The 17,946-nt window shown below is 65.1% G+C and carries 15 protein-coding genes; 8 read left to right on the forward strand and 7 right to left on the reverse strand.

Features of this window, described 5'->3' with window-relative positions; genetic code table 11:
• Window position 1 precedes the first annotated feature (1 nt).
• The 7 genes from minE to prmC all read left to right on the forward strand — a co-directional run bounded on the left by minE (window position 2) and on the right by prmC (window position 6,153).
• Window positions 2–271, forward strand: coding sequence for a cell division topological specificity factor MinE (gene minE, locus AC07N6_RS12235; RefSeq protein ID WP_050470573.1), 270 nt, complete (start codon window positions 2–4; stop codon window positions 269–271).
• A 102-nt stretch (window positions 272–373) separates the two neighbouring features.
• Window positions 374–1,090 (forward strand): winged helix-turn-helix domain-containing protein, encoded by a 717-nt coding sequence (locus tag AC07N6_RS12240; protein WP_494781705.1) that lies wholly within the window; start codon window positions 374–376, stop codon window positions 1,088–1,090.
• Entirely contained in the window at window positions 1,044–1,988 is a 945-nt protein-coding gene (locus AC07N6_RS12245; RefSeq protein WP_494781704.1) for an alpha/beta fold hydrolase, read from the forward strand. The genes AC07N6_RS12240 and AC07N6_RS12245 overlap by 47 nt, the downstream gene beginning before the upstream one ends.
• Before the next feature lie 120 nt (window positions 1,989–2,108).
• Complete coding sequence (gene hemA / locus AC07N6_RS12250; protein ID WP_494781703.1) at window positions 2,109–3,401, forward strand: glutamyl-tRNA reductase; 1,293 nt, start codon at window positions 2,109–2,111, stop codon at window positions 3,399–3,401.
• Between the two features lie 108 nt (window positions 3,402–3,509).
• Complete coding sequence (prfA, locus tag AC07N6_RS12255; RefSeq protein WP_494781702.1) at window positions 3,510–4,589, forward strand: peptide chain release factor 1; 1,080 nt, start codon at window positions 3,510–3,512, stop codon at window positions 4,587–4,589.
• A gap of 239 nt (window positions 4,590–4,828) precedes the next feature.
• Window positions 4,829–5,302: a disulfide bond formation protein B gene (locus AC07N6_RS12260; protein WP_494781701.1), complete on the forward strand. Its 474-nt coding sequence runs from the start codon at window positions 4,829–4,831 to the stop codon at window positions 5,300–5,302.
• 11 nt (window positions 5,303–5,313) lie between these two features.
• Window positions 5,314–6,153: a peptide chain release factor N(5)-glutamine methyltransferase gene (gene prmC, locus AC07N6_RS12265; protein ID WP_494781700.1), complete on the forward strand. Its 840-nt coding sequence runs from the start codon at window positions 5,314–5,316 to the stop codon at window positions 6,151–6,153.
• A 124-nt stretch (window positions 6,154–6,277) separates the two neighbouring features.
• On the opposite strand, the gene AC07N6_RS12270 is transcribed toward prmC, so the two are convergent.
• The 7 genes from AC07N6_RS12270 to AC07N6_RS12300 all read right to left on the reverse strand — a co-directional run bounded on the left by AC07N6_RS12270 (window position 6,278) and on the right by AC07N6_RS12300 (window position 17,171).
• A complete protein-coding gene (locus tag AC07N6_RS12270; protein WP_494781699.1) occupies window positions 6,278–9,904 on the reverse strand; it encodes an indolepyruvate ferredoxin oxidoreductase family protein in 3,627 nt (1,208 codons plus the stop codon).
• Window positions 9,905–10,449: 545 nt separating this feature from the next.
• A complete protein-coding gene (gene phhA, locus AC07N6_RS12275; protein ID WP_494781698.1) occupies window positions 10,450–11,331 on the reverse strand; it encodes a phenylalanine 4-monooxygenase in 882 nt (293 codons plus the stop codon).
• A gap of 83 nt (window positions 11,332–11,414) precedes the next feature.
• The gene (locus AC07N6_RS12280) at window positions 11,415–12,155 is read right to left on the reverse strand and encodes a GNAT family N-acetyltransferase (protein WP_494781697.1); all 741 of its coding nucleotides are present in this window, start codon (window positions 12,153–12,155) and stop codon (window positions 11,415–11,417) included.
• Between the two features lie 3 nt (window positions 12,156–12,158).
• Complete coding sequence (locus AC07N6_RS12285; protein ID WP_494781696.1) at window positions 12,159–13,397, reverse strand: multifunctional CCA addition/repair protein; 1,239 nt, start codon at window positions 13,395–13,397, stop codon at window positions 12,159–12,161.
• The gene (locus AC07N6_RS12290; protein WP_494781695.1) at window positions 13,397–14,098 is read right to left on the reverse strand and encodes a glutathione S-transferase family protein; all 702 of its coding nucleotides are present in this window, start codon (window positions 14,096–14,098) and stop codon (window positions 13,397–13,399) included. Before AC07N6_RS12290 ends, AC07N6_RS12285 begins: the two co-directional genes overlap by 1 nt.
• A gap of 62 nt (window positions 14,099–14,160) precedes the next feature.
• Window positions 14,161–15,129 (reverse strand): complex I NDUFA9 subunit family protein, encoded by a 969-nt coding sequence (locus tag AC07N6_RS12295; protein WP_494781694.1) that lies wholly within the window; start codon window positions 15,127–15,129, stop codon window positions 14,161–14,163.
• 59 nt (window positions 15,130–15,188) lie between these two features.
• Complete coding sequence (locus tag AC07N6_RS12300) at window positions 15,189–17,171, reverse strand: lytic transglycosylase domain-containing protein (RefSeq protein WP_494781693.1); 1,983 nt, start codon at window positions 17,169–17,171, stop codon at window positions 15,189–15,191.
• Between the two features lie 107 nt (window positions 17,172–17,278).
• On the opposite strand from AC07N6_RS12300, the gene AC07N6_RS12305 reads away from it, so the two are divergent.
• Window positions 17,279–17,827 carry a 5-formyltetrahydrofolate cyclo-ligase gene (locus AC07N6_RS12305; RefSeq protein ID WP_494781692.1) on the forward strand — a complete coding sequence of 183 codons (549 nt, stop codon included), beginning with the start codon at window positions 17,279–17,281 and terminating at the stop codon, window positions 17,825–17,827.
• Window positions 17,828–17,946: the final 119 nt, after the last annotated feature.

Consider the following 17,946-nt stretch of genomic DNA (forward strand, 5'->3'; position numbering starts at 1 on the left):
CATGTCCCTGCTTTCATTCCTGTTCCCGACCAAGCCCAAGAGCGCGGTTGCAGCAAAGGAACGGCTGCAGATCATCATCGCCCGCGAACGCTCCAACGGCCGCCAGGGTCCGGACTTCCTGCCGGCCCTGCACAAGGAACTGATCGAAGTCATTTCCAAGTACACCAAGGTCAATGCGGATGACATCAAGATCTCGCTGGACCGCCAGGGCAACCTGGAAGTGCTGGACGTGAACGTGGTGCTGCCGGACGCCGATTCGGCGCCGGTCTGAGTTGCCTTAAGGCCTCGCATCCCGGCCGTCGTCCTGGCCAGGCTCGGGACGACGGCGACCACGTCCCGGTACGCTGTTTTTCTTTCTTCCTTCCCTGATGCGATGAAGATCGGGATCCTCTCCTCCTCTACCGACTGCGTGGCCCTGCTGCGCCAGCTGCCCGCCGCGCGCAACTGCGCGGCCTATGCCGGCGCGGATGGCTTGCTGGCCGCGCGCATGGAGGGGGTCGTCGTACTGGTCATCGATCTGGACGGACTTGAGGCACAGGCCGCGCCGCTCGAAGCCGGCTTGCGCGCCTGGCGCGAACCGGCGCCGCAAGAGGGCGGCGTCGCGCCCGCCGTGCTATTGCTGGCCGCCCCGGCGCAAAAAACCTTGCTGCAAACGTTGCGCGCCGCCGGCGCCAACGATTACCTGATCAGACCCATCCGCCGCAACGAACTGGCGCTGCGGCTGGAATTGCTGTTGCATGCGGCCGATCCGCAGGCGGTGGGCTGCGTGGTGCACAGCGGCGGCTTCGTGTTCGACCTCGACCGCCTGCGCGTCTCCTGCCCGGGCCGTCCGTCGCTGGATGCCGCGCTCACCCGGAAGGAGTCGGAACTGGCGCTGCTGCTGCTGGAACACCTCGGCCGCCCGCTGTCGCGCGCTTTCATCCAGGAGCGCATCTGGGGCGCCGAGCCCGAGGTGCCCACGCGCACCATCGACACCCACGTCTCGCGCGTGCGCGGCAAGCTCGGCCTGAAACCGGAGCATGGCTACAAGCTGGCCACGGTCTATGGCTACGGCTACCAGCTGGAGCGCATCGAGGTCGGGGTCGGCTGACATGGCCGGCGCCCGGCTGGATCACCTGCTGGCCGCACTGTCGCACCGCCTCGCCGGCGTGCGCGTGCAGACACTGGCCACCCGCGCCGGCCCGCTGCATGTGGCCGATACCGGCGCGCCAGCCGCCCATCCCCTCTCCCCCTGCATCGTCCTCACCCCGGACGGCCCCAATGTCGTCGCCCACTATGCCGAACTGATCGGCCTGCTGGCGCCGCACTACCGGGTGGTGTGTTTCGACATGCCGGGCTTCGGCCATTCGCTGCCAGGGCCGCACTACCGCCATTCACTGGACGAGGGCGCCGATGCCGTGCTGGCGTTGCTGGTAGCATTGGATATCGGGCGCGCGACACTGGCCTTCAGTTGCGCCAACGGCCTGTATGCGCTGCGCGCCGCCCAGCGTTCGCCGCGCGTGGCCAGCCTGATCCTGACGCAAACGCCCTCGCTGCCGGCGATGCAAGCCTGGGCTTATCGCATGATCCCGCGCCCGCTGCGGGTGCCGGTACTGGGCCAGGCGCTGGCCTGGATGGCGCGCCGCAAGATGGCGCACCTGTGGTATCGCAGCGCGCTGCCGCCGGGACGAGATGCGGCATTCCTGCAACAAACGGCAAGCGCCGCGTTCGCCCAGGGAGGATGTTTCTGCCTGGCAAGCGTAGTGCAGGGCTTGTTGCAGGAAAACCAACTGCTGCAATGCACGACCAACCTGCCCTGCACGCTGGTATGGGGCACACGGGACCGCTCCCATCGCGCCACGCCGCCGGATTCGCTGCAGCCATTGCTGCAGCAAGCGGAACTGGTCCGCTTCGACGACTGCGGGCATTTCCCCGACCTGGAGCAACCCGGGCGTTACGCTGCGGTGGTGCTGGCGCATATGTCAAAGCATGATCCATATCAGGGATGAATACCGACTATCGGCCCGTCGCCAAACCCCTTATTGCGCAGCGGGTATAATAGCCGTGTCGTAGAAGGCCGATTTTGGCCCTGAATTCAAGCCCAGCGGCATCGAAAGCCGCGTCATTCCATGCATTTGCTCGCCGTCGGACTCAACCACACTACCGCGCCGGTTTCATTGCGCGAAAAAGTGGCCTTCCCCGCTGACCAGATCGGTCAGGCGGTGGCGGCGGCGCGCGCCTGGTTCGGCGGCAACGACCGCATCATCTCGGCCGGCGAAGCGGCCATCCTCTCCACCTGCAACCGCACCGAGCTGTATGCCGCCGCGGCGGCCGGCCGGGATGGCGTGGATTTCGCCATCGACCGCACCGCGCAGTTCCTGGCCGAGTACCACAAGATTCCCTACGCCGACCTGCGTCCCTTCCTTTATGCGCTGCCGCAGGACAATGCCGTGCGCCATGCCTTCCGCGTCGCCTCCGGGCTGGACTCGATGGTGCTGGGCGAACCGCAGATCCTGGGCCAGATGAAGGATGCGGTGCGCCAGGCGGACGCCGCCGGCGGACTCGGCACCTACCTGCACCAATTGTTCCAGCGCACCTTCGCGGTGGCCAAGGAAGTGCGCACCACCACCGAGATCGGCGCGCATAGCGTGTCGATGGCGGCGGCCGCGGTGCGGCTGTCGCAGCGCATCTTCGATTCCATCTCGGGCCAGAACGTGCTGTTGATCGGCGCCGGCGAAATGATCGAACTGTGCGCCACCCACTTCGCGGCGCAAAACCCCAAGACCCTGACGGTGGCCAACCGCACCATGGAGCGCGGCCAGACGCTGGCGCACCGCTTCAACGGCAGCGCGATCCGCCTGGCCGACCTGCCGGCGCAACTGTCGCGCTTCGACATCGTGGTGTCGTGCACCGCCTCTTCGCTGCCGATCATCGGCCTCGGGCTGGTCGAACGCGCGGTCAAGGCGCGCCGCCACAAGCCCATCTTCATGGTCGACCTGGCCGTGCCGCGCGACATCGAATCCGAAGTCGCGCGCCTGGACGACGTCTTCCTCTACACCGTGGACGACCTGGCCTCGGTGGTGCAAAGCGGCGTCGAGAACCGCCAGGCCGCGGTGGCGCAGGCCGAAGCCATCATCGAGACGCGCGTGCAGTCCTTCATGCACTGGATCGACACGCGCGCCATGGTGCCGCTGATCCAGGACCTGCACGAAACCGGCGAGGCGCTGCGCCTGGCCGAACTCGACCGCGCCCGCAAGATGCTGGCCAAGGGCGACGATGTCGAGGCGGTGATGGAAGCCCTCTCCAGGGGCCTGACCGCCAAGTTCCTGCACGGCCCGCAACAGGCCCTGCATCACGCCCAGGGCGAGCAGCGCAGCCAACTGGTCGAACTGCTGCCGCAACTGTTCCGCACCAAGCGTTAGCGCCCCTCCTCTTCGCGCCCGTGCCCCGCGCATGGGCCACCGCCTTGCCGTCGCCCTGCTTTCCGGCGCGACGGTTCCGCAAGACAGCTTTTCACCCTACCCAAGCACATGAAACCATCGATGCTCGCCAAACTCGACCAGCTCGCCGAACGGCTGGAAGAGCTCAACAGCCTGTTGGCGCAGGAAGACGCCACGGCCAATATGGACAACTATCGCAAGATGACGCGCGAGCATGCCGAACTGGGCCCGCTGGTGGCGCTCTACCTCGACTACGTGCAGTCCGGCCACGACATCGGAACCGCGCAGGAACTGCTGGCCGACCCCGACATGAAGGACTTCGCGCAGGAAGAAATCAATACCGCCAAATCGCGCATGGAAACGCTGGAAGGCGACCTGCAGAAGATGCTGCTGCCCAAGGACCCGAACGACGAGCGCAACATCTTCCTGGAAATACGCGCCGGCACCGGCGGCGACGAATCGGCGCTGTTCGCCGGCGACCTGTTGCGCATGTATACGCGCTATGCCGAGCGCAACCGCTGGCAGGTGGAAATCGTCTCTTCCTCCGAATCGGAACTGGGCGGTTACAAGGAAGTGATCGCGCGCATCGCCGGCTTCGGCGCCTATTCACGCCTGAAGTTCGAGTCCGGCGGGCACCGCGTGCAGCGCGTGCCGGCCACCGAAACCCAGGGCCGCATCCACACCTCGGCCTGCACGGTGGCCGTGATGCCGGAAGCCGACGAGGTCGAGGACGTGGAGATCAACCCGGTCGACATCCGCATCGACACCTTCCGCGCCTCCGGCGCCGGCGGCCAGCACATCAACAAGACCGATTCGGCGGTGCGCATCACCCACCTGCCGAGCGGCATCGTGGTGGAATGCCAGGATGACCGCAGCCAGCACAAGAACAAGGCTTCCGCGTTGAAGGTGCTGGCCGCGCGCATCAAGGACGTGCAATTGCGCGAACAGCAATCCAAGGAAGCGGCCACCCGCAAGTCGCTGATCGGCTCGGGCGACCGCAGCGAACGCATCCGCACCTATAATTTCCCGCAGGGGCGCATGACCGACCACCGCATCAACCTGACGCTGTACAAGCTGGATTTCATCATGGACGGCGACCTGGAAGAACTGACCAATGCGCTGATCACGGAACACCAGGCGGAGTTGCTGGCGGAACTGGGCGATGGCTGAAGCGACGCTCTGGCTGACATTCCGCTGACGTTTTGCAAGGCGCGGGATGCGGCTGCCATGCCAGCCATGGCGGGTATGGAACCAATTGCAGCGGCGGCGGTTCTGAGCAACTGCCACGCACCAACCGCCATGAGGGTGACGGCGTGCAGGCAATCCGATCCCTCACTACAATCCATGCTTGCGTGCGGCAAATGCCGCATGCAACGGTGATGCATTACTCATAACAAAGCGAGCAACTCATGAAATCATCCAAATCCGTTTTCCTGCTGGTGGCGCTGGTCTGCATCGCGCTGCTCGGTTTCGCCATGTACCTGCAGATCGTCGAAGAGATGCAGCCCTGCCCCTTGTGCGTGATCCAGCGCTACATGTTCGTGCTGGTCGCGGCCTTTTCACTGATCGGCTATTTCATGCCGGCCCCGGCACGCCGCGCCAGCGCCGCGCTGGGCTTGCTGGCCGCGCTGGGCGGCGCCGGCACCGCCATCTGGCACCTGTATGTGAAGGCGCATCCGGGCGTGTCCTGCACCACCGACCCGCTGGAAACCGCGCTCAACCAGTTGCCCACCGCCAAGCTCCTGCCGCAGGTGTTCACCGCCGACGGCTTTTGCTCGGCGCCGTGGCCGCCGGTGTTCGGCCTGCAGATCCCGACCTGGTCGCTGATCTGGTTCGTGGTGCTGGGCCTGGTGCTGCTGCGCCCGATGTTCAAGCGCAACTGAACCCCCTTCCCATGAGCGGACATGCATCCAACCTGGCCGGCTGCAGCCTGGCGACGGTGTTGAAGGTAGCGCCGCTGGATGCGCTCGAAAACCGTATCCTGCTGTGCCACGCGCTCAAGCTGACGCGGGTGCAGCTGATCACCCAGTCCGGACGGCGGCTGGACATCGCCGAGGCCGCTGCGCTGGCAACCCTGTTCGAGCGCCGCTTGCGTGGCGAACCGATTGCCTACATCGTCGGCGCGCGCGAATTCTACGGGCTGGATTTTCGCGTCACGCCGGATGTATTGATTCCCCGTCCCGATACCGAACTGCTGGTGGAACTGGCGCTGGAACGCCTGCCGCACAATGGCCGATTGCTGGACATGGGCACCGGCTCGGGCGCCATCGCGGTGGCGGTCGCGCATACCCTTGCGGATGCCGGCGTCACCGCGCTCGATGCCAGTCCGGCGGCACTGGAGGTAGCGCGCGGGAATGCCGCCGCCAATGGCGTCAATGTCCATTTCATATTGAGCGACTGGTATCGGGGACTGGATGCATCCACACCGGCCTTCGATGTCATCGCATCCAATCCTCCCTACATCGTCGACGGCGACGCGCATCTCTCGCAAGGGGACTTGCGCTTCGAACCCATCGACGCGCTGACCGACCATGCCGATGGCCTGTCGGCCCTGCGCAGCATCATCGGCGGCGCACATGCACACCTCAGGCACGGCGGCTGGCTGCTGATGGAACATGGTTACGATCAGGCGGCCGCGGTGCGGGCATTGCTGTCCGGGGCCGGTTTTTCCGAGGTGCAAAGCTGGCGGGATCTGGCGGGGATTGAACGGGTAACCGGCGGCAGGCTGGCTTAGAACCTGTTTACGATCCCGTCCGGGGTCGCTCAAATGCCCTTTCAGGCGGTCTGCGGCGTTGCCAAGCCTCGCCGGGCCCTGGCTTGCGTCAGGGCCCGGCGGCGTTCAACAGCGCATCAAGTCCTCACGCCGCTTTCTTTCCGCCCCCATCCGGCCCGGCCGGCGCATCCGTTACCGCGATGTCCTGCAACGCCGGCTGCTCGATCATCTTCAGCAGCGACGCCTCCTTCTGCTGCGCCGCCTTGAGGTGGCGTTCCTTCACATGGCCATAGCCGCGGATGTCTTCCGGAATGCGCGCCACCGCGATGACCTGCGCCAGGTTGCCCGCAGTGAGCTTGCCCAGCAGCCGCAACATGGTCGCGCAGTATTCCTCGATCAGGGCCCGCTCCTGCTTGCGCTCGGCGGTGTAGCCGAAGGGATCGAAGACGGTGCCGCGCAGGAAACGCAATTTCGCCAGCACGCCGAAGGCCGGCATCATCCATGAGCCGTACTGCTGTTTGACCAGGTGGCCGTTATCGTCATGCCTGGCCAGCAGGGGCGGCGCCAAATGGAATTTGATCCGGTAGTCGCCTTCGAACATGGAAGCGATCTTGTCGCGGAAAGCGCCATCGGTGTAGAGCCGCGCCACCTCGTATTCGTCCTTGTAGGCCATCAGCTTGAACAGGTATTGCGCCACGGCCCGGGTCAGCTTCAATCCGTTCCCCGCCTCGCCCAGCAAGCTTTCCGCCATCTGCACCTGCTGCACGAAGTCGCTGTAGCGGCGCGCGTAGGCGGCGTTCTGGTAAGAGGTCAGGAAGCCGATACGGCTCTCCAGCGTCTCCTCCAGCGTGGGCGCGCGTTTGAACTCGATCACCTGCGCCGTCATGCCGTTGCGCCTGGCGGCATTCAATACCGTATCGATGTCGTGCGCCGCCACGCGGCCCCAGGCGAAGGCTTGCTTGTTGAAGTCCACCTGCAATGCATTGAGCTCGATGGCGCGCAGCAAGGCCGCTTCCGACAACGGTACCCAACCCTTCTGCCAGGCGTAGCCGAGCATGAACATGTTGGTGGCGATGGCGTCGCCCATCAGCGCGGTGGCGATGCGGCCGGCATCGACCAGCGCCAGGTTGTCGCGCCCGCAGGCTTTGGCAATCTCGCCTTCGCTGGAGGCGGCCGGGAATTGCCAGTCGGGATTGCGCACAAAAGCGGCGGTGGGCATCTGGGTCGAATTGACGGCCGCATGGGTGCGTCCTTCGCCCATGCGCGACAAGGCGTCGCGCCCGGCGGTGACGATCACGTCGCAGCCGATCACCAGGTCGGCCGCGCCGGTGCCCACGCGGGTCGAATAAAGATGGTCGGGGCTGTCGGCCACGCGCACGTGCGACATCACCGGCCCGCCCTTCTGCGCCAGCCCGCTCATGTCCAGCACCGAGCACACTCGCCCTTCCACATGCGCGGCCATGGCGATGATCTGGCCGATGGTAATGACGCCGGTGCCGCCCACGCCGGTCACCAGGATGCCGTAGGGATCGGCCAATGACGGCAGCGACGGCTCCGGCAGTTGGGGCATGGCCGGCGCCGCGTCGACGCCCGCGCCCGGCTGCATCCGCGCCGGCTTCTTCAGCTTGCCGCCTTCGACGGTGACGAAGCTGGGGCAGAAGCCGGTGACGCAGGAGTAGTCCTTGTTGCACGAGGACTGGTTGATCTGGCGCTTGCGGCCGAACTCGGTTTCCAGCGGCTCCACCGACAGGCAATTGGACTGCACGCTGCAGTCGCCGCAGCCTTCGCATACCGCCTCGTTGATCACGGCGCGCTTGGCCGGGTCGGGATAGGCGTTGCGTTTGCGGCGGCGGCGCTTTTCCGAGGCGCAGGTCTGGTCGTAGATCATGGCCGACACGCCGGCCACTTCGCGCAATTCGCGCTGCACGGCGTCGAGTTCGCTGCGGTGGCGGATGGTGACGCCGTCGGCCCATTTGATATCGTCCGGATACTTGTCCGGCTCGTCGGTGACGACGATGATCGGGTTGACGTTCTCCGCCGCCAGTTGCCGCGAGATCATCGCCGGATCGAGCGGGCCGTCGAACTCCTGGCCGCCGGTCATGGCCACCGCGTCGTTGTAGAGGATCTTGTAGGTGATGTTGACCTTGGCCGCGACCGAGGCGCGCACCGCCAGCAAACCCGAATGGAAATAGGTGCCGTCGCCGAGGTTGGCGAACACGTGCTTCTCGCTGGTGAACGGCGCCTGCCCGACCCAGGTCACGCCCTCGCCGCCCATGTGGGTGAAGATGCTGGACTCGCGGTCCATCCAGGTCACCATGTAGTGGCAGCCGATGCCGGCCAGGCCGCGGCTGCCGTCGGGCAGCTTGGTCGAGGTGTTGTGCGGGCAGCCCGAACAGAAATGCGGGATGCGGTCTTTATTCGGATCCGGCTTGCTGCTGATGTTGAGCGTGGCTTCCTTGGCTTCGAGGAAGGCGATGCGGGCGCGCACGCGCTGCTCGACCGGATGGCCGGCGAAGTAGCGCGAGATGCGCGTGGCAATCGCGCGCGCGATCTGCGCCGGGTTCAGCTCGTAGGTGGCCGGCAGCAGCCAGTTGCCGTGGCCTTCGCGCTGCGAGCCGCTCCATTCGCCGGTGTCGTCGAACTTGCCGACCACGCGCGGGCGCACGTCGTCGCGCCAGTTGTAGAGTTCTTCCTTCAACTGGTATTCGAGGATCTGGCGCTTCTCTTCCACCACCAGGATCTCTTCCAGTCCCTGGGCGAACTCGCGCACGCCTTCTGCTTCCAGCGGCCAGGTCATGCCGACCTTATAGAGGCGAATGCCGATGTCGCGCGCGACCTGTTCGTCGATGCCGAGGTCGTCCAGCGCCTGGCGCGTGTCGAGGTAGGACTTGCCGGCGGTGATGATGCCGATCTTGGCGTGCGGGCTGTCCCACACGATCTGGTTGAGCTTGTTGACGCGCGCGTAGGCCAGCGCGGCATACCACTTGTAGTTGTTCATCCGCGCTTCCTGCGCGAGCACGCTGTCGGGCTGGCGGATGTTGAGGCCGTCCGGCGGCAGCGCGAAGTCTTGCGGCAACTGGATCTGCACGCGGTCCGGGTCGATCATCACCGACATGCCGGACTCGACCAGGTCGGTCACGCATTTCATCGCCACCCACAGGCCGGTGTAGCGGCTCATGGCCCAGCCGTGCAAGCCGTAGTCGAGGTATTCCTGCACCGAGGACGGATACAGCACCGGGATGCCGCAGGCCTTGAGGATGTGCTCGCTCTGGTGCGCGGTGGTGGAGGACTTGGCGGCGTGGTCGTCGCCGGCGATCACCAGCACGCCGCCGTGCGCGGAGGTGCCGGCCATGTTGGCGTGCTTGAAGACATCGCCGCAGCGGTCCACGCCCGGCCCCTTGCCGTACCACAGCGAGAACACGCCGTCGTGCCGCGCGCCGGGGAACAGGTTGACCTGCTGCGTGCCCCACACACTGGTGGCGGCCAGGTCTTCGTTCATGCCCGGATGGAATTTGACCTGGTGGGCGTCGAGGTATTTCTTCGCCTTCTCGGCGGTCTGGTCGACCGAGCCCAGCGGCGAGCCGCGATAGCCGGTGATGAAGCCGGCGGTGTTGAGGCCGGCGCGGCGGTCGGCCTCACGCTGCAGCATCGGCAGGCGCACCAGCGCCTGGATGCCGGTCATGAAGACACGGCCGCGTTCAAGGGTGTATTTGTCGTCCAGCGAGACGTCGTCCAGCAACAGCCGCTGGCTGGATGGTAGGGGTGCGTTCATGCGGTCTCCGTGCCAAAAATCGTGTTCTTGGTTTCACATGCGCCTGTGCCGCTGAGCTTGGTGTGGGCCTGGCTTCACGGGCGGTCAAAACGCCGGCGCCTTGTGGGCGCAGGTTTGTTTCTATTTATTAATCAAGGTAGCACAACGATGGGTAGCCCGCTACGCGCGTCGCAGCAGGGTTTCCGGCGTTTTTTGGGGTTCTTTTGGCAAGCCGGAAACAATTCCGCACGTCCTGCGGGAAGAGGGAGTTTGCAAAGAAGAAAATGCCGGAAAGAGAAAAACAACAATATTTCCGGCTGTGAAAAAAGAGGCGAGTTGTTACAAGCAAGACGTGAATGTAACAACCGGTAAAAGACATTGGACGGGCTGCGCGGCTGGCGTTTAATAAGAATCACTTGAACAGCGATTGAATGGTATCCACTCCCTGTGCAAGGTTCCTCCCCTCTAGTGTTGAAAGCACCACTAGCTCGCGGATCTGGCCTCCCCTGTCAGATCCGCTTTTTTATTCCCGCTTCCTTTCTGTTCCTTTCCTGCGCGCTCCCGGATCAGCGGTTCGGCGGCAAATCGGTCTCGCCCGCCAGCAGCGTGTCGGCCGGCAGCGCTTGCTGCGTTTTCAGCTGTTCGTAGAACGGCGTGAAATCGGGCTCGGTATCGTTGAACAGTTGCTCGAAATCACGGATCACGAAATAGGTTTCCTGGTACGAGTCGATCTTGTACTGCGTACGCATGATGCGCTCGACCTGGAACGGGATGCGGCGCGGCTGGTCGCTGGACAGGCAATACTCGACCTCGCCGCCCGAGGACAGGATGCCGGCGCCGTAGATGCGCAACCCCTGTTCGCTCTGGATCAGGCCGAACTCGATGGTGTACCAGTACAGGCGCGCCAGATAGGCCAGGCCATCCAGCTTGAGCGCCTTCAGCCCGCCCTTGCCGTATTCCTGCAGGTGGTCGGCGAAGATCGGGTTGAACAGCAGCGGCACGTGGCCGAAGAAGTCGTGGAAAACGTCCGGCTCGACGATGTAGTCGAACTCATGCTCTTCGCGCAGCCAGACGGTGACCGGGAAGCGACGGTTGGCCAGGTGTTCGAAGAAGGTCTGGTCCGGCACCAGGCCGGGCACCGCCACCAGCTGCCAGCCGGTCGCCTGGTACAAGGCTTCGGTGGTGCGGTCGAAACGCGGGATGCCTTGCGAGACATCGAGCGCCTTCAGGCTGTCGATGAAGACATCGCAGGCGCGGCCGGGGATCAGTTTGGCCTGGCGCTCATACAGGCGCCGCCAGCGGGCGTGCTGCTCCGGCGTGTAGCTGTCCCAGTTCTGCGCCACCACGTAGTTGGCGTCGGCCTGGCTGTAGTCGCCGCGCAATGCGCCGCTGTCGGATTTTGTCGCGACCGTGGCGAAAAAGTCGTCGGTGTTGGGATTGGTGCTCATGGCAAATCCGTTGTCAAAGTCAGACGCATATTATGCGCCGCATTGCGCCGCCGGTCATGCCGGCATGCAATGCGCGGGCCGGCTCAGGGCTGGCCGCCGCTCCCTTTGCCCTTGCCGCCGAGGCCAGTCACGCGCGCGCCCCATTTGAGCAAGGCCTTGAAATTGGCCTTGACGATGTAGTCCAGCATGGCGGCCTGTTCTTCCATCGCCTCCTGGAACACGGTGGCCGAATTGGCGGGGCTGATCTTGAGGTAGGCGTCGGCCTCGCCATAGTCGCGGTGGATGTCCATGCCGGCCTTTTTGGCGATATGCATCATCACCTTGTTGGACGACAGGCAATGCATGTAGAGCGTATCGACATCGGCATTGCGGCAACGCATGGCGGCCCGCAGGAACAGCTTGGTGCCCACGCCCAGGCCGCGCGCGGCGGCCGAAACGGAGACGCCGAACTCGGCCACCACCGGCTTGATGGTGGCGCCGCTGATGCGCGAACTCTCGCGCGGCGCGAATGCCAGGTGGCCGACCCCGAGGAGGCGCAACCTGCGGTCATACACGCCGAACACGGTGTCGCGCGCGAAGTCGATGTGCTCCACGTAGCGGGTCACCATGTCGTCCGACAGCTTGGAGCCGAAGCGCAACAGCCGGTCCTTGTCTTCCAGCGCCAGGAAATGGCGCAGCAGGTGGCGGCGCGACTTCGGCGACAACTCCTTGACGAACACCATCGGCCGTTCGGCCTTGTGCTGCGAGTCCGGATGCGGCGCATCGCCGCCGGCCTCCGGCTTGCCGCCCCGACGTTGCAGCCAGGAGAAAAAGGAATTGGCCATCTCTCAACCCTGCGCCGGCGGCCGCCGGGCGGCAACGAAAATCGCCACCTTCTCGCTGCGCGCGGCATGGATCGCCTCCGGGATCTTCTGCGGCTGCGCCTGGTACTGGCCGGCGATGGCGCCGGCATCGATGTCTTGCGCCGCCTTCAATGCCCCTTCCAGATAGGCGGCCTGCGGGAAAGGCCTGGCTTCGAAACCGGTGCGGCCACGGTGGTCGCATTCGGAAGCGTGCAACATGTCGACGAAGCGCTGCGGTTTGCGGAAGGCGTCGCAGCGCGAAAACAGCGTCACCAGCGTGGCCGGGCGCATCTCGAAAGCGCGGCCGACATTGCCATGCTCGCGCGCGGTCATCAGCGCCAGGTCGCGGCAATCGCCCGGCACCTTCAGGCGTGCGCATACCTGCTCTGCCAGCTGTACGCTGCGCGCTTCATGGCCATGGTGGCGCGGCCACATTTCGGGCGGCGTGGCGCCCTTGCCGAGATCGTGCATCAATGCGGCGAAACGCACCGGCAAGGCATGGCCTTGCCCGGCAGCCCAATCGATGACCAGCATCACATGCACGCCGGTATCGATCTCGGGATGCCATTGTTCCGGCTGCGGCACGCCCCACAACGCATCCAGCTCGGGCATGATGCGCGCCAGCGCGCCGCAGCCGCGCAATACCTCGAACATGCGCGAAGGTTTTGCCTCCATCAGGCCGCGCGCGATCTCTTGCCAGACGCGCTCGGGCACCAGCGCGTCGACCTCGCCATCGTCGACCATCCGGCGCATCAGGGCATTGGTTTCAGGGGCTACGCTGAAATCGGCGAAGCGGGCGGCGAAACGCGCCAGGCGCAGAATGCGCACCGGGTCTTCGATAAAGGCGTCGGAAACATGGCGGAAGATGCGGCGCTCGATATCGGCCTGGCCATGATAAGGATCGACCAGCGTGCCGTCCTGGTCCTGGGCGATGGCGTTGATGGTGAGGTCGCGCCGCGCCAGGTCGTCTTCCAGCGTGACGTCGGGCGCGGCATGGAAAGCGAAGCCCTTGTAGCCGGGCGCGGTCTTGCGCTCGGTGCGCGCCAGCGCGTATTCCTCATGGGTATCCGGATGCAGGAACACCGGAAAATCCTTGCCCACCGGGCGGAAGCCCTGGGCCAGCATTTGTTCCGGGGTAGCGCCGACCACCACATGGTCGCGATCCTTCACCGGCAGGCCCAGCAGGCCGTCGCGCACTGCGCCGCCGACGGTGTAGGTTTTCATCATTTGTGGTTGGGAAGGATTTCCTTCTCGGCCAAGGCTTCGGTAATCCAGCGCGCCACGGCGGGATGGGCCTTGACGCGGTCGGCATAGGCTTGCAGCGCCGGCGCCAGCGGCACCTGGTAACTGGTGAAGCGCATCACCACCGGCGCATAGAAAGCGTCGGCAATCGAGAAGTCGCCGAACAGGAATTCATGGTGGCCGAACTGCGACAGGCATTCTTCCCAGATTTCGCAAACGCGGCCGATGTCGGCCTGCGCTTCGGGGGTGCGCCCCTGGCCCGGGTAGCGGCCGCGGATGTCCATGCTCATGGCGCTGCGCAGGCCCATGAAACCGGAATGCATTTCGGCGCTGATGCTGCGCGCGATGGCGCGCGCGTCGGTGCGCTCGGGCCACAGGCCGCGGTCGGGGAATTGCTCGGCCAGGTATTCGCAGATGGACAGCGAATCCCAGATCGCGATATCTCCGTCCAGCAGCACCGGTACCCGGCCGGAACCGGTATAGCGGGCGATCTCGGCGACGGTGTCGGGCTGGTCCAGCAGCACGCGCACTTCCTTGAAGGGGATATCGAACGCGGCCATCACCACCCAGGGACGCATCGACCACGACGAGTAGTTCTTGTTGCCGATCACCAGCGTGGGCAGATGGCGCCCGGCCTTGCGCAGCGTGGCGGACAATACCGGATCGAGTTCTGTATCTTGCATAGGGGCTCTTTTCTTTGGATCGGAACTTTGGATCGGAAAACGGCGCAAATGGAGCGAACGTCTCAGCGCCTTGCGTTGCTGCGGAAAAGGTCGAATTGGCGCTGGGCGTCGCGCGGCGCAAGGCAGGCCGGCGCGACGTCTTCCAGCGCCGTGGGAATCAGTTCCAGCTCCGGCGCGATGGAGCCGGACATGACATTGTCCACCCGCATCGAAGCGACATTGTCGCGGCTCATCAGCTTGCCTGGCAAGTGTTCCAGCGCCCAGGCCTGCAACAGGCCAAGCGCCGGCGGCAAGGCGACGATGGGGCGCATATGCCCGCCATACCAGCCGGCCAGTTGCACCAGTTCGCGCAGGCTGTATTGCGTCGGCCCGGCCAGTTCATACACCTTGCCGCCGATGTGCGGCAGCACGATCGCCCTTTCGAAAGCCTGCGCCACATCGCCCACGTAAATCGGCTGGAAGCGCGCCTCGGCGCTGCCCAGCGGGACCACCGGAAAACGCCGCTGCAGGCCGGCGAACAGGTTGAGAAAACGGTCGTCCTCGCCGAATACGACAGAAGGACGGAAGATGGCGACCTCCAGGCCGGACGCCGCCAGCGCCTCGCGCTCGCCGGCCGCCTTGGAGCGCAGGTACATCGAGGGGCCGTGCGCATCGGCGCCCAGCGCGCTCATGTGCAGGTAACGCGGCACGCCGTGCCGCACGCAGGCGGCGACGATGCGGCGCGGCAGGATCACATGCTGCCGTTCGAAATCCGGGCCGTAGGGCTGGCCGCGGCGCGCCGGCCGCGAATGCAGGATGCCGACAAGGTTGATCACCACGTCCGCCTCGGCCACCAGTTGCGACAGCACGGCATCGTCGTGGATATCGGCCTGCACCACCGATACCACCGGCGACACCAGCAGGCGCTTGGCGCGCTCGTAGCGGCGCGTGGGCACCATGACGCGATAATCGGTGGTGCTGCCCAGCCGCCGCACCAGCCGCGTGCCGATGAAGCCGGAGCCGCCAATCACGAGGATCTTGCGTACTGCCATGTTGCGCCTCCTGTATCCTGTGCCGCCTGCGTTAGCTACATGACAGCGGCCGGTTCGAATCAGGGCAGGTCAGTGGCGACGTTGGAGTTGGGCGCCACCGTGCCCATGCGTTGCTTGAGCGATTGCGGACGGTTCTCGAACATGGCCGCATAGTACGTCGCATTGGACATCACGTTCTTGACATAGCCCCGGGTTTCGTTGAATGGGATGATCTCGGCGAAGATCGCCCCTTCGACCGTGCGCGGCAAGGTCGCGCGCCAGGTGCGCGGGCGTCCCGGCCCCGCGTTGTAGCCGGCGGTGGCCAGGGTTTCGGAACCGTCCAGGTTGTTGAGCACCATGCTCAGATAGCTGGTGCCCAACAGCAGGTTGGTGTTGATGTCGTTGACCTGGTCCGCGGTGAATTCGGTCATGCCGATCTTCTTGGCGACAAACTTGGCGGTGGCCGGCATCAGCTGCATCAGGCCGGAGGCGCCGACATGCGAGCGCGCGCTCTTGATGAAGCGCGACTCCTGGCGGATCAGGCCGTAGATCCAGGCATTTTCCATCCCCTGCGGACGCGTCGCCGCGTTCATCTCCGACAGATGCGGCGCCGGGAAACGCTGGGTGAAGTCGAACTCGGCGCGGGTGCGGTCGGAGGTGTTGACCATGCGATCCAGCACGTCACTCTGGCGCGCGTATTCGGCCGCGGCCAGCAGCTGGCGGTCGGTCATCTTGCGCAGCTCCCAGTTCCATTCGCGGATCGCCTCGAAGCGCAGGTTGAGCTGGTAGAACCGGAGCGAACGCTGGAAGCCGGCATTCTGCGAATAGAGGGCGATTTCGCCGGCCGTCGGCGGCGTCGGCCCCGGCGGAATGGTGATCTTCTGGCCCAGTTCTTCCAGCGCCAGCTGGCCATAGAAGCTGAAGTTGGCGGAGATCGATTCGAACAGGCGGCGCGCGGCGTCGTGCTGGCCGTCTTCCTTCAGCGCGCGGCCGAGCCAGTAGGTCCAGGTGATATCGTTGCGCAGCGCCACCGGCATGCTCTCGATCGTCGTGCGCACGCTCTTCCAGTCGCCCGCGCGCAGCGCCATGCGCACCTTCCATTGCAGCGCATCCTGCGTCAGCAGCGCATCCCTGGTCTTGCGCCAGTAGTCCATGGCTTCCGGCGCCAGCTTGTAGGAAGCGGCCAGCGCGATCTGCGCCCAGCCTTGCGCGACTTCCTGCGCCGTCATCTGGCGCGCGCGGTCGCTGAGAGAGGTGGCGGCCTGGGCCGGATTGCTGCGGGCGACGCGGCCCAGTGCAATGATGTAGAGCTGGTGGTTGGCAACGCCGCTGCCGGGCCCCTTGGCCAGCATCAGCGCCGGCTTGTCCATGACCTGCTGCACGGTGACGTCGCCATTGTCGACCAGCACCGAAGCGCGGCGCGCGACCGTCGTGTTGCCATTCTCGGCAGCCTGGCGGATCTGGAACCAGACATCGGCCTCGGTGAACTGGCCGTTCTGCGCCAGCGTGGCGATCAGGTCGCTGCAGCCCTGGCCGTAATCCTTGGGAGAAACCAGCAGCGCGCGCGCCTCGTCGGCGACGTTGGCGCCTTTGAGCGCGCGCGAGTTGAGGGCGAAGCATTTGACCTGGACGTCGTCGTCCAGGACGAACTTGGGATACTGCTCGTCGAACAGCGCCCAGTTGCCGGTCTTGCCCAGCGCCAGCAGCCAGTCGTTGCGCAGACGGTCGACCAGGGCCTGGCCATCGTAACGGGCCATGAAGTCGCGGATCTCCTGCTCGCTGGCGGAATAGTCACGCACGCGCGGTTTGAGCCGATAATAGTCGACATACGACGGCAGGTCGTAGCCCGACAAGCGCCCTGCCAGATCCTGCGCCAGCGCGCCATTGTCGCTGGCGGCCGCTTGCCGCAGCGCAAGGAAGATGTCATCCGGAGCGGCATCGGGCGCCAGGCGCTTTTGCGCCTGGGCCGCGGGCGCGATGCTCAACCCCGCGCCGATGGCCACGACCAGTGAAACTGCCAGCGGACGCAGGCATTTGCCGAGCAAATAATTCTTCAGGCGCATTCTTGTAGAACCTAGTGTGAATGAAACAGACAACGGAACAGATGACGAAACAGATGACGACGCCAAGCATAGCATGCGACATCCACGCGCCGAACCGGGAAGACGCCTTGGACAAACAGCTGAAAAAGGCCCTGCGCGCCGACCTGCTGGCGCGCCGCAAAGCGCTGGACGCGCATGGCAAGGCGGTCTCGGATGAACTGATCGGCCACCGCGTGCTGGCCTGGTGCCTGGCGCATGGCATCGCCAGCATCGGGGTCTATCATCCCATCCGCAAGGAGCCGGATCTGATTGCCGCCTATAACGCGCTGGCCGCGCGTGGCGTGCACCTGTCCTTGCCGGTGGTGACCGCTAACGATGCGCCGCTGGAGTTTCGCCGCTGGCGGCCGGGCGATGCGCTGCGCAAGGAGGCGCTGGGAACGCTGGTTCCGGGCGAGGAGGCGCCGGTAGTGCAGCCGCAGGCCCTGCTGGTGCCCTGCGTCGGCTTCAATGCCGCCGGCATGCGGCTGGGCTATGGCGGCGGGTTTTACGACCGCACGCTGGCCGGCCCGCACCGGCCGCTGGCCGTGGGGGTGTGCTATGCCTTTGGGCTGGTGGAGTTCGCGGCCGAGCGGCACGACATGCCGCTGGATCTGGTGCTGACCGATGCCATTGAATAAATACAATACATTGAATAAATACTATGCATTGAATAAATACTATGCATTGAATAAATACGATCGCGCCACACCAAGATGTTCCGCACAAACGTAGCGGATCGACAATAAAAAATCCGGAT

It is taken from the genome of Herbaspirillum sp. GW821-FHT09A12 (genome assembly GCF_059418325.1).

Coding starts and splice junctions, on each gene's coding strand:
- minE (WP_050470573.1), top strand. CDS start 2: ATGTCCCTGCTTTCATTCCTGTTCCCGACCAAGCCCAAGAGCGCGGTT.
- AC07N6_RS12240 (WP_494781705.1), top strand. CDS start 374: ATGAAGATCGGGATCCTCTCCTCCTCTACCGACTGCGTGGCCCTGCTG.
- AC07N6_RS12245 (WP_494781704.1), top strand. CDS start 1,044: ATGGCTACGGCTACCAGCTGGAGCGCATCGAGGTCGGGGTCGGCTGAC.
- hemA (WP_494781703.1), top strand. CDS start 2,109: ATGCATTTGCTCGCCGTCGGACTCAACCACACTACCGCGCCGGTTTCA.
- prfA (WP_494781702.1), top strand. CDS start 3,510: ATGAAACCATCGATGCTCGCCAAACTCGACCAGCTCGCCGAACGGCTG.
- AC07N6_RS12260 (WP_494781701.1), top strand. CDS start 4,829: ATGAAATCATCCAAATCCGTTTTCCTGCTGGTGGCGCTGGTCTGCATC.
- prmC (WP_494781700.1), top strand. CDS start 5,314: ATGAGCGGACATGCATCCAACCTGGCCGGCTGCAGCCTGGCGACGGTG.
- AC07N6_RS12270 (WP_494781699.1), bottom strand. CDS start 9,904: ATGAACGCACCCCTACCATCCAGCCAGCGGCTGTTGCTGGACGACGTC.
- phhA (WP_494781698.1), bottom strand. CDS start 11,331: ATGAGCACCAATCCCAACACCGACGACTTTTTCGCCACGGTCGCGACA.
- AC07N6_RS12280 (WP_494781697.1), bottom strand. CDS start 12,155: ATGGCCAATTCCTTTTTCTCCTGGCTGCAACGTCGGGGCGGCAAGCCG.
- AC07N6_RS12285 (WP_494781696.1), bottom strand. CDS start 13,397: ATGAAAACCTACACCGTCGGCGGCGCAGTGCGCGACGGCCTGCTGGGC.
- AC07N6_RS12290 (WP_494781695.1), bottom strand. CDS start 14,098: ATGCAAGATACAGAACTCGATCCGGTATTGTCCGCCACGCTGCGCAAG.
- AC07N6_RS12295 (WP_494781694.1), bottom strand. CDS start 15,129: ATGGCAGTACGCAAGATCCTCGTGATTGGCGGCTCCGGCTTCATCGGC.
- AC07N6_RS12300 (WP_494781693.1), bottom strand. CDS start 17,171: ATGCGCCTGAAGAATTATTTGCTCGGCAAATGCCTGCGTCCGCTGGCA.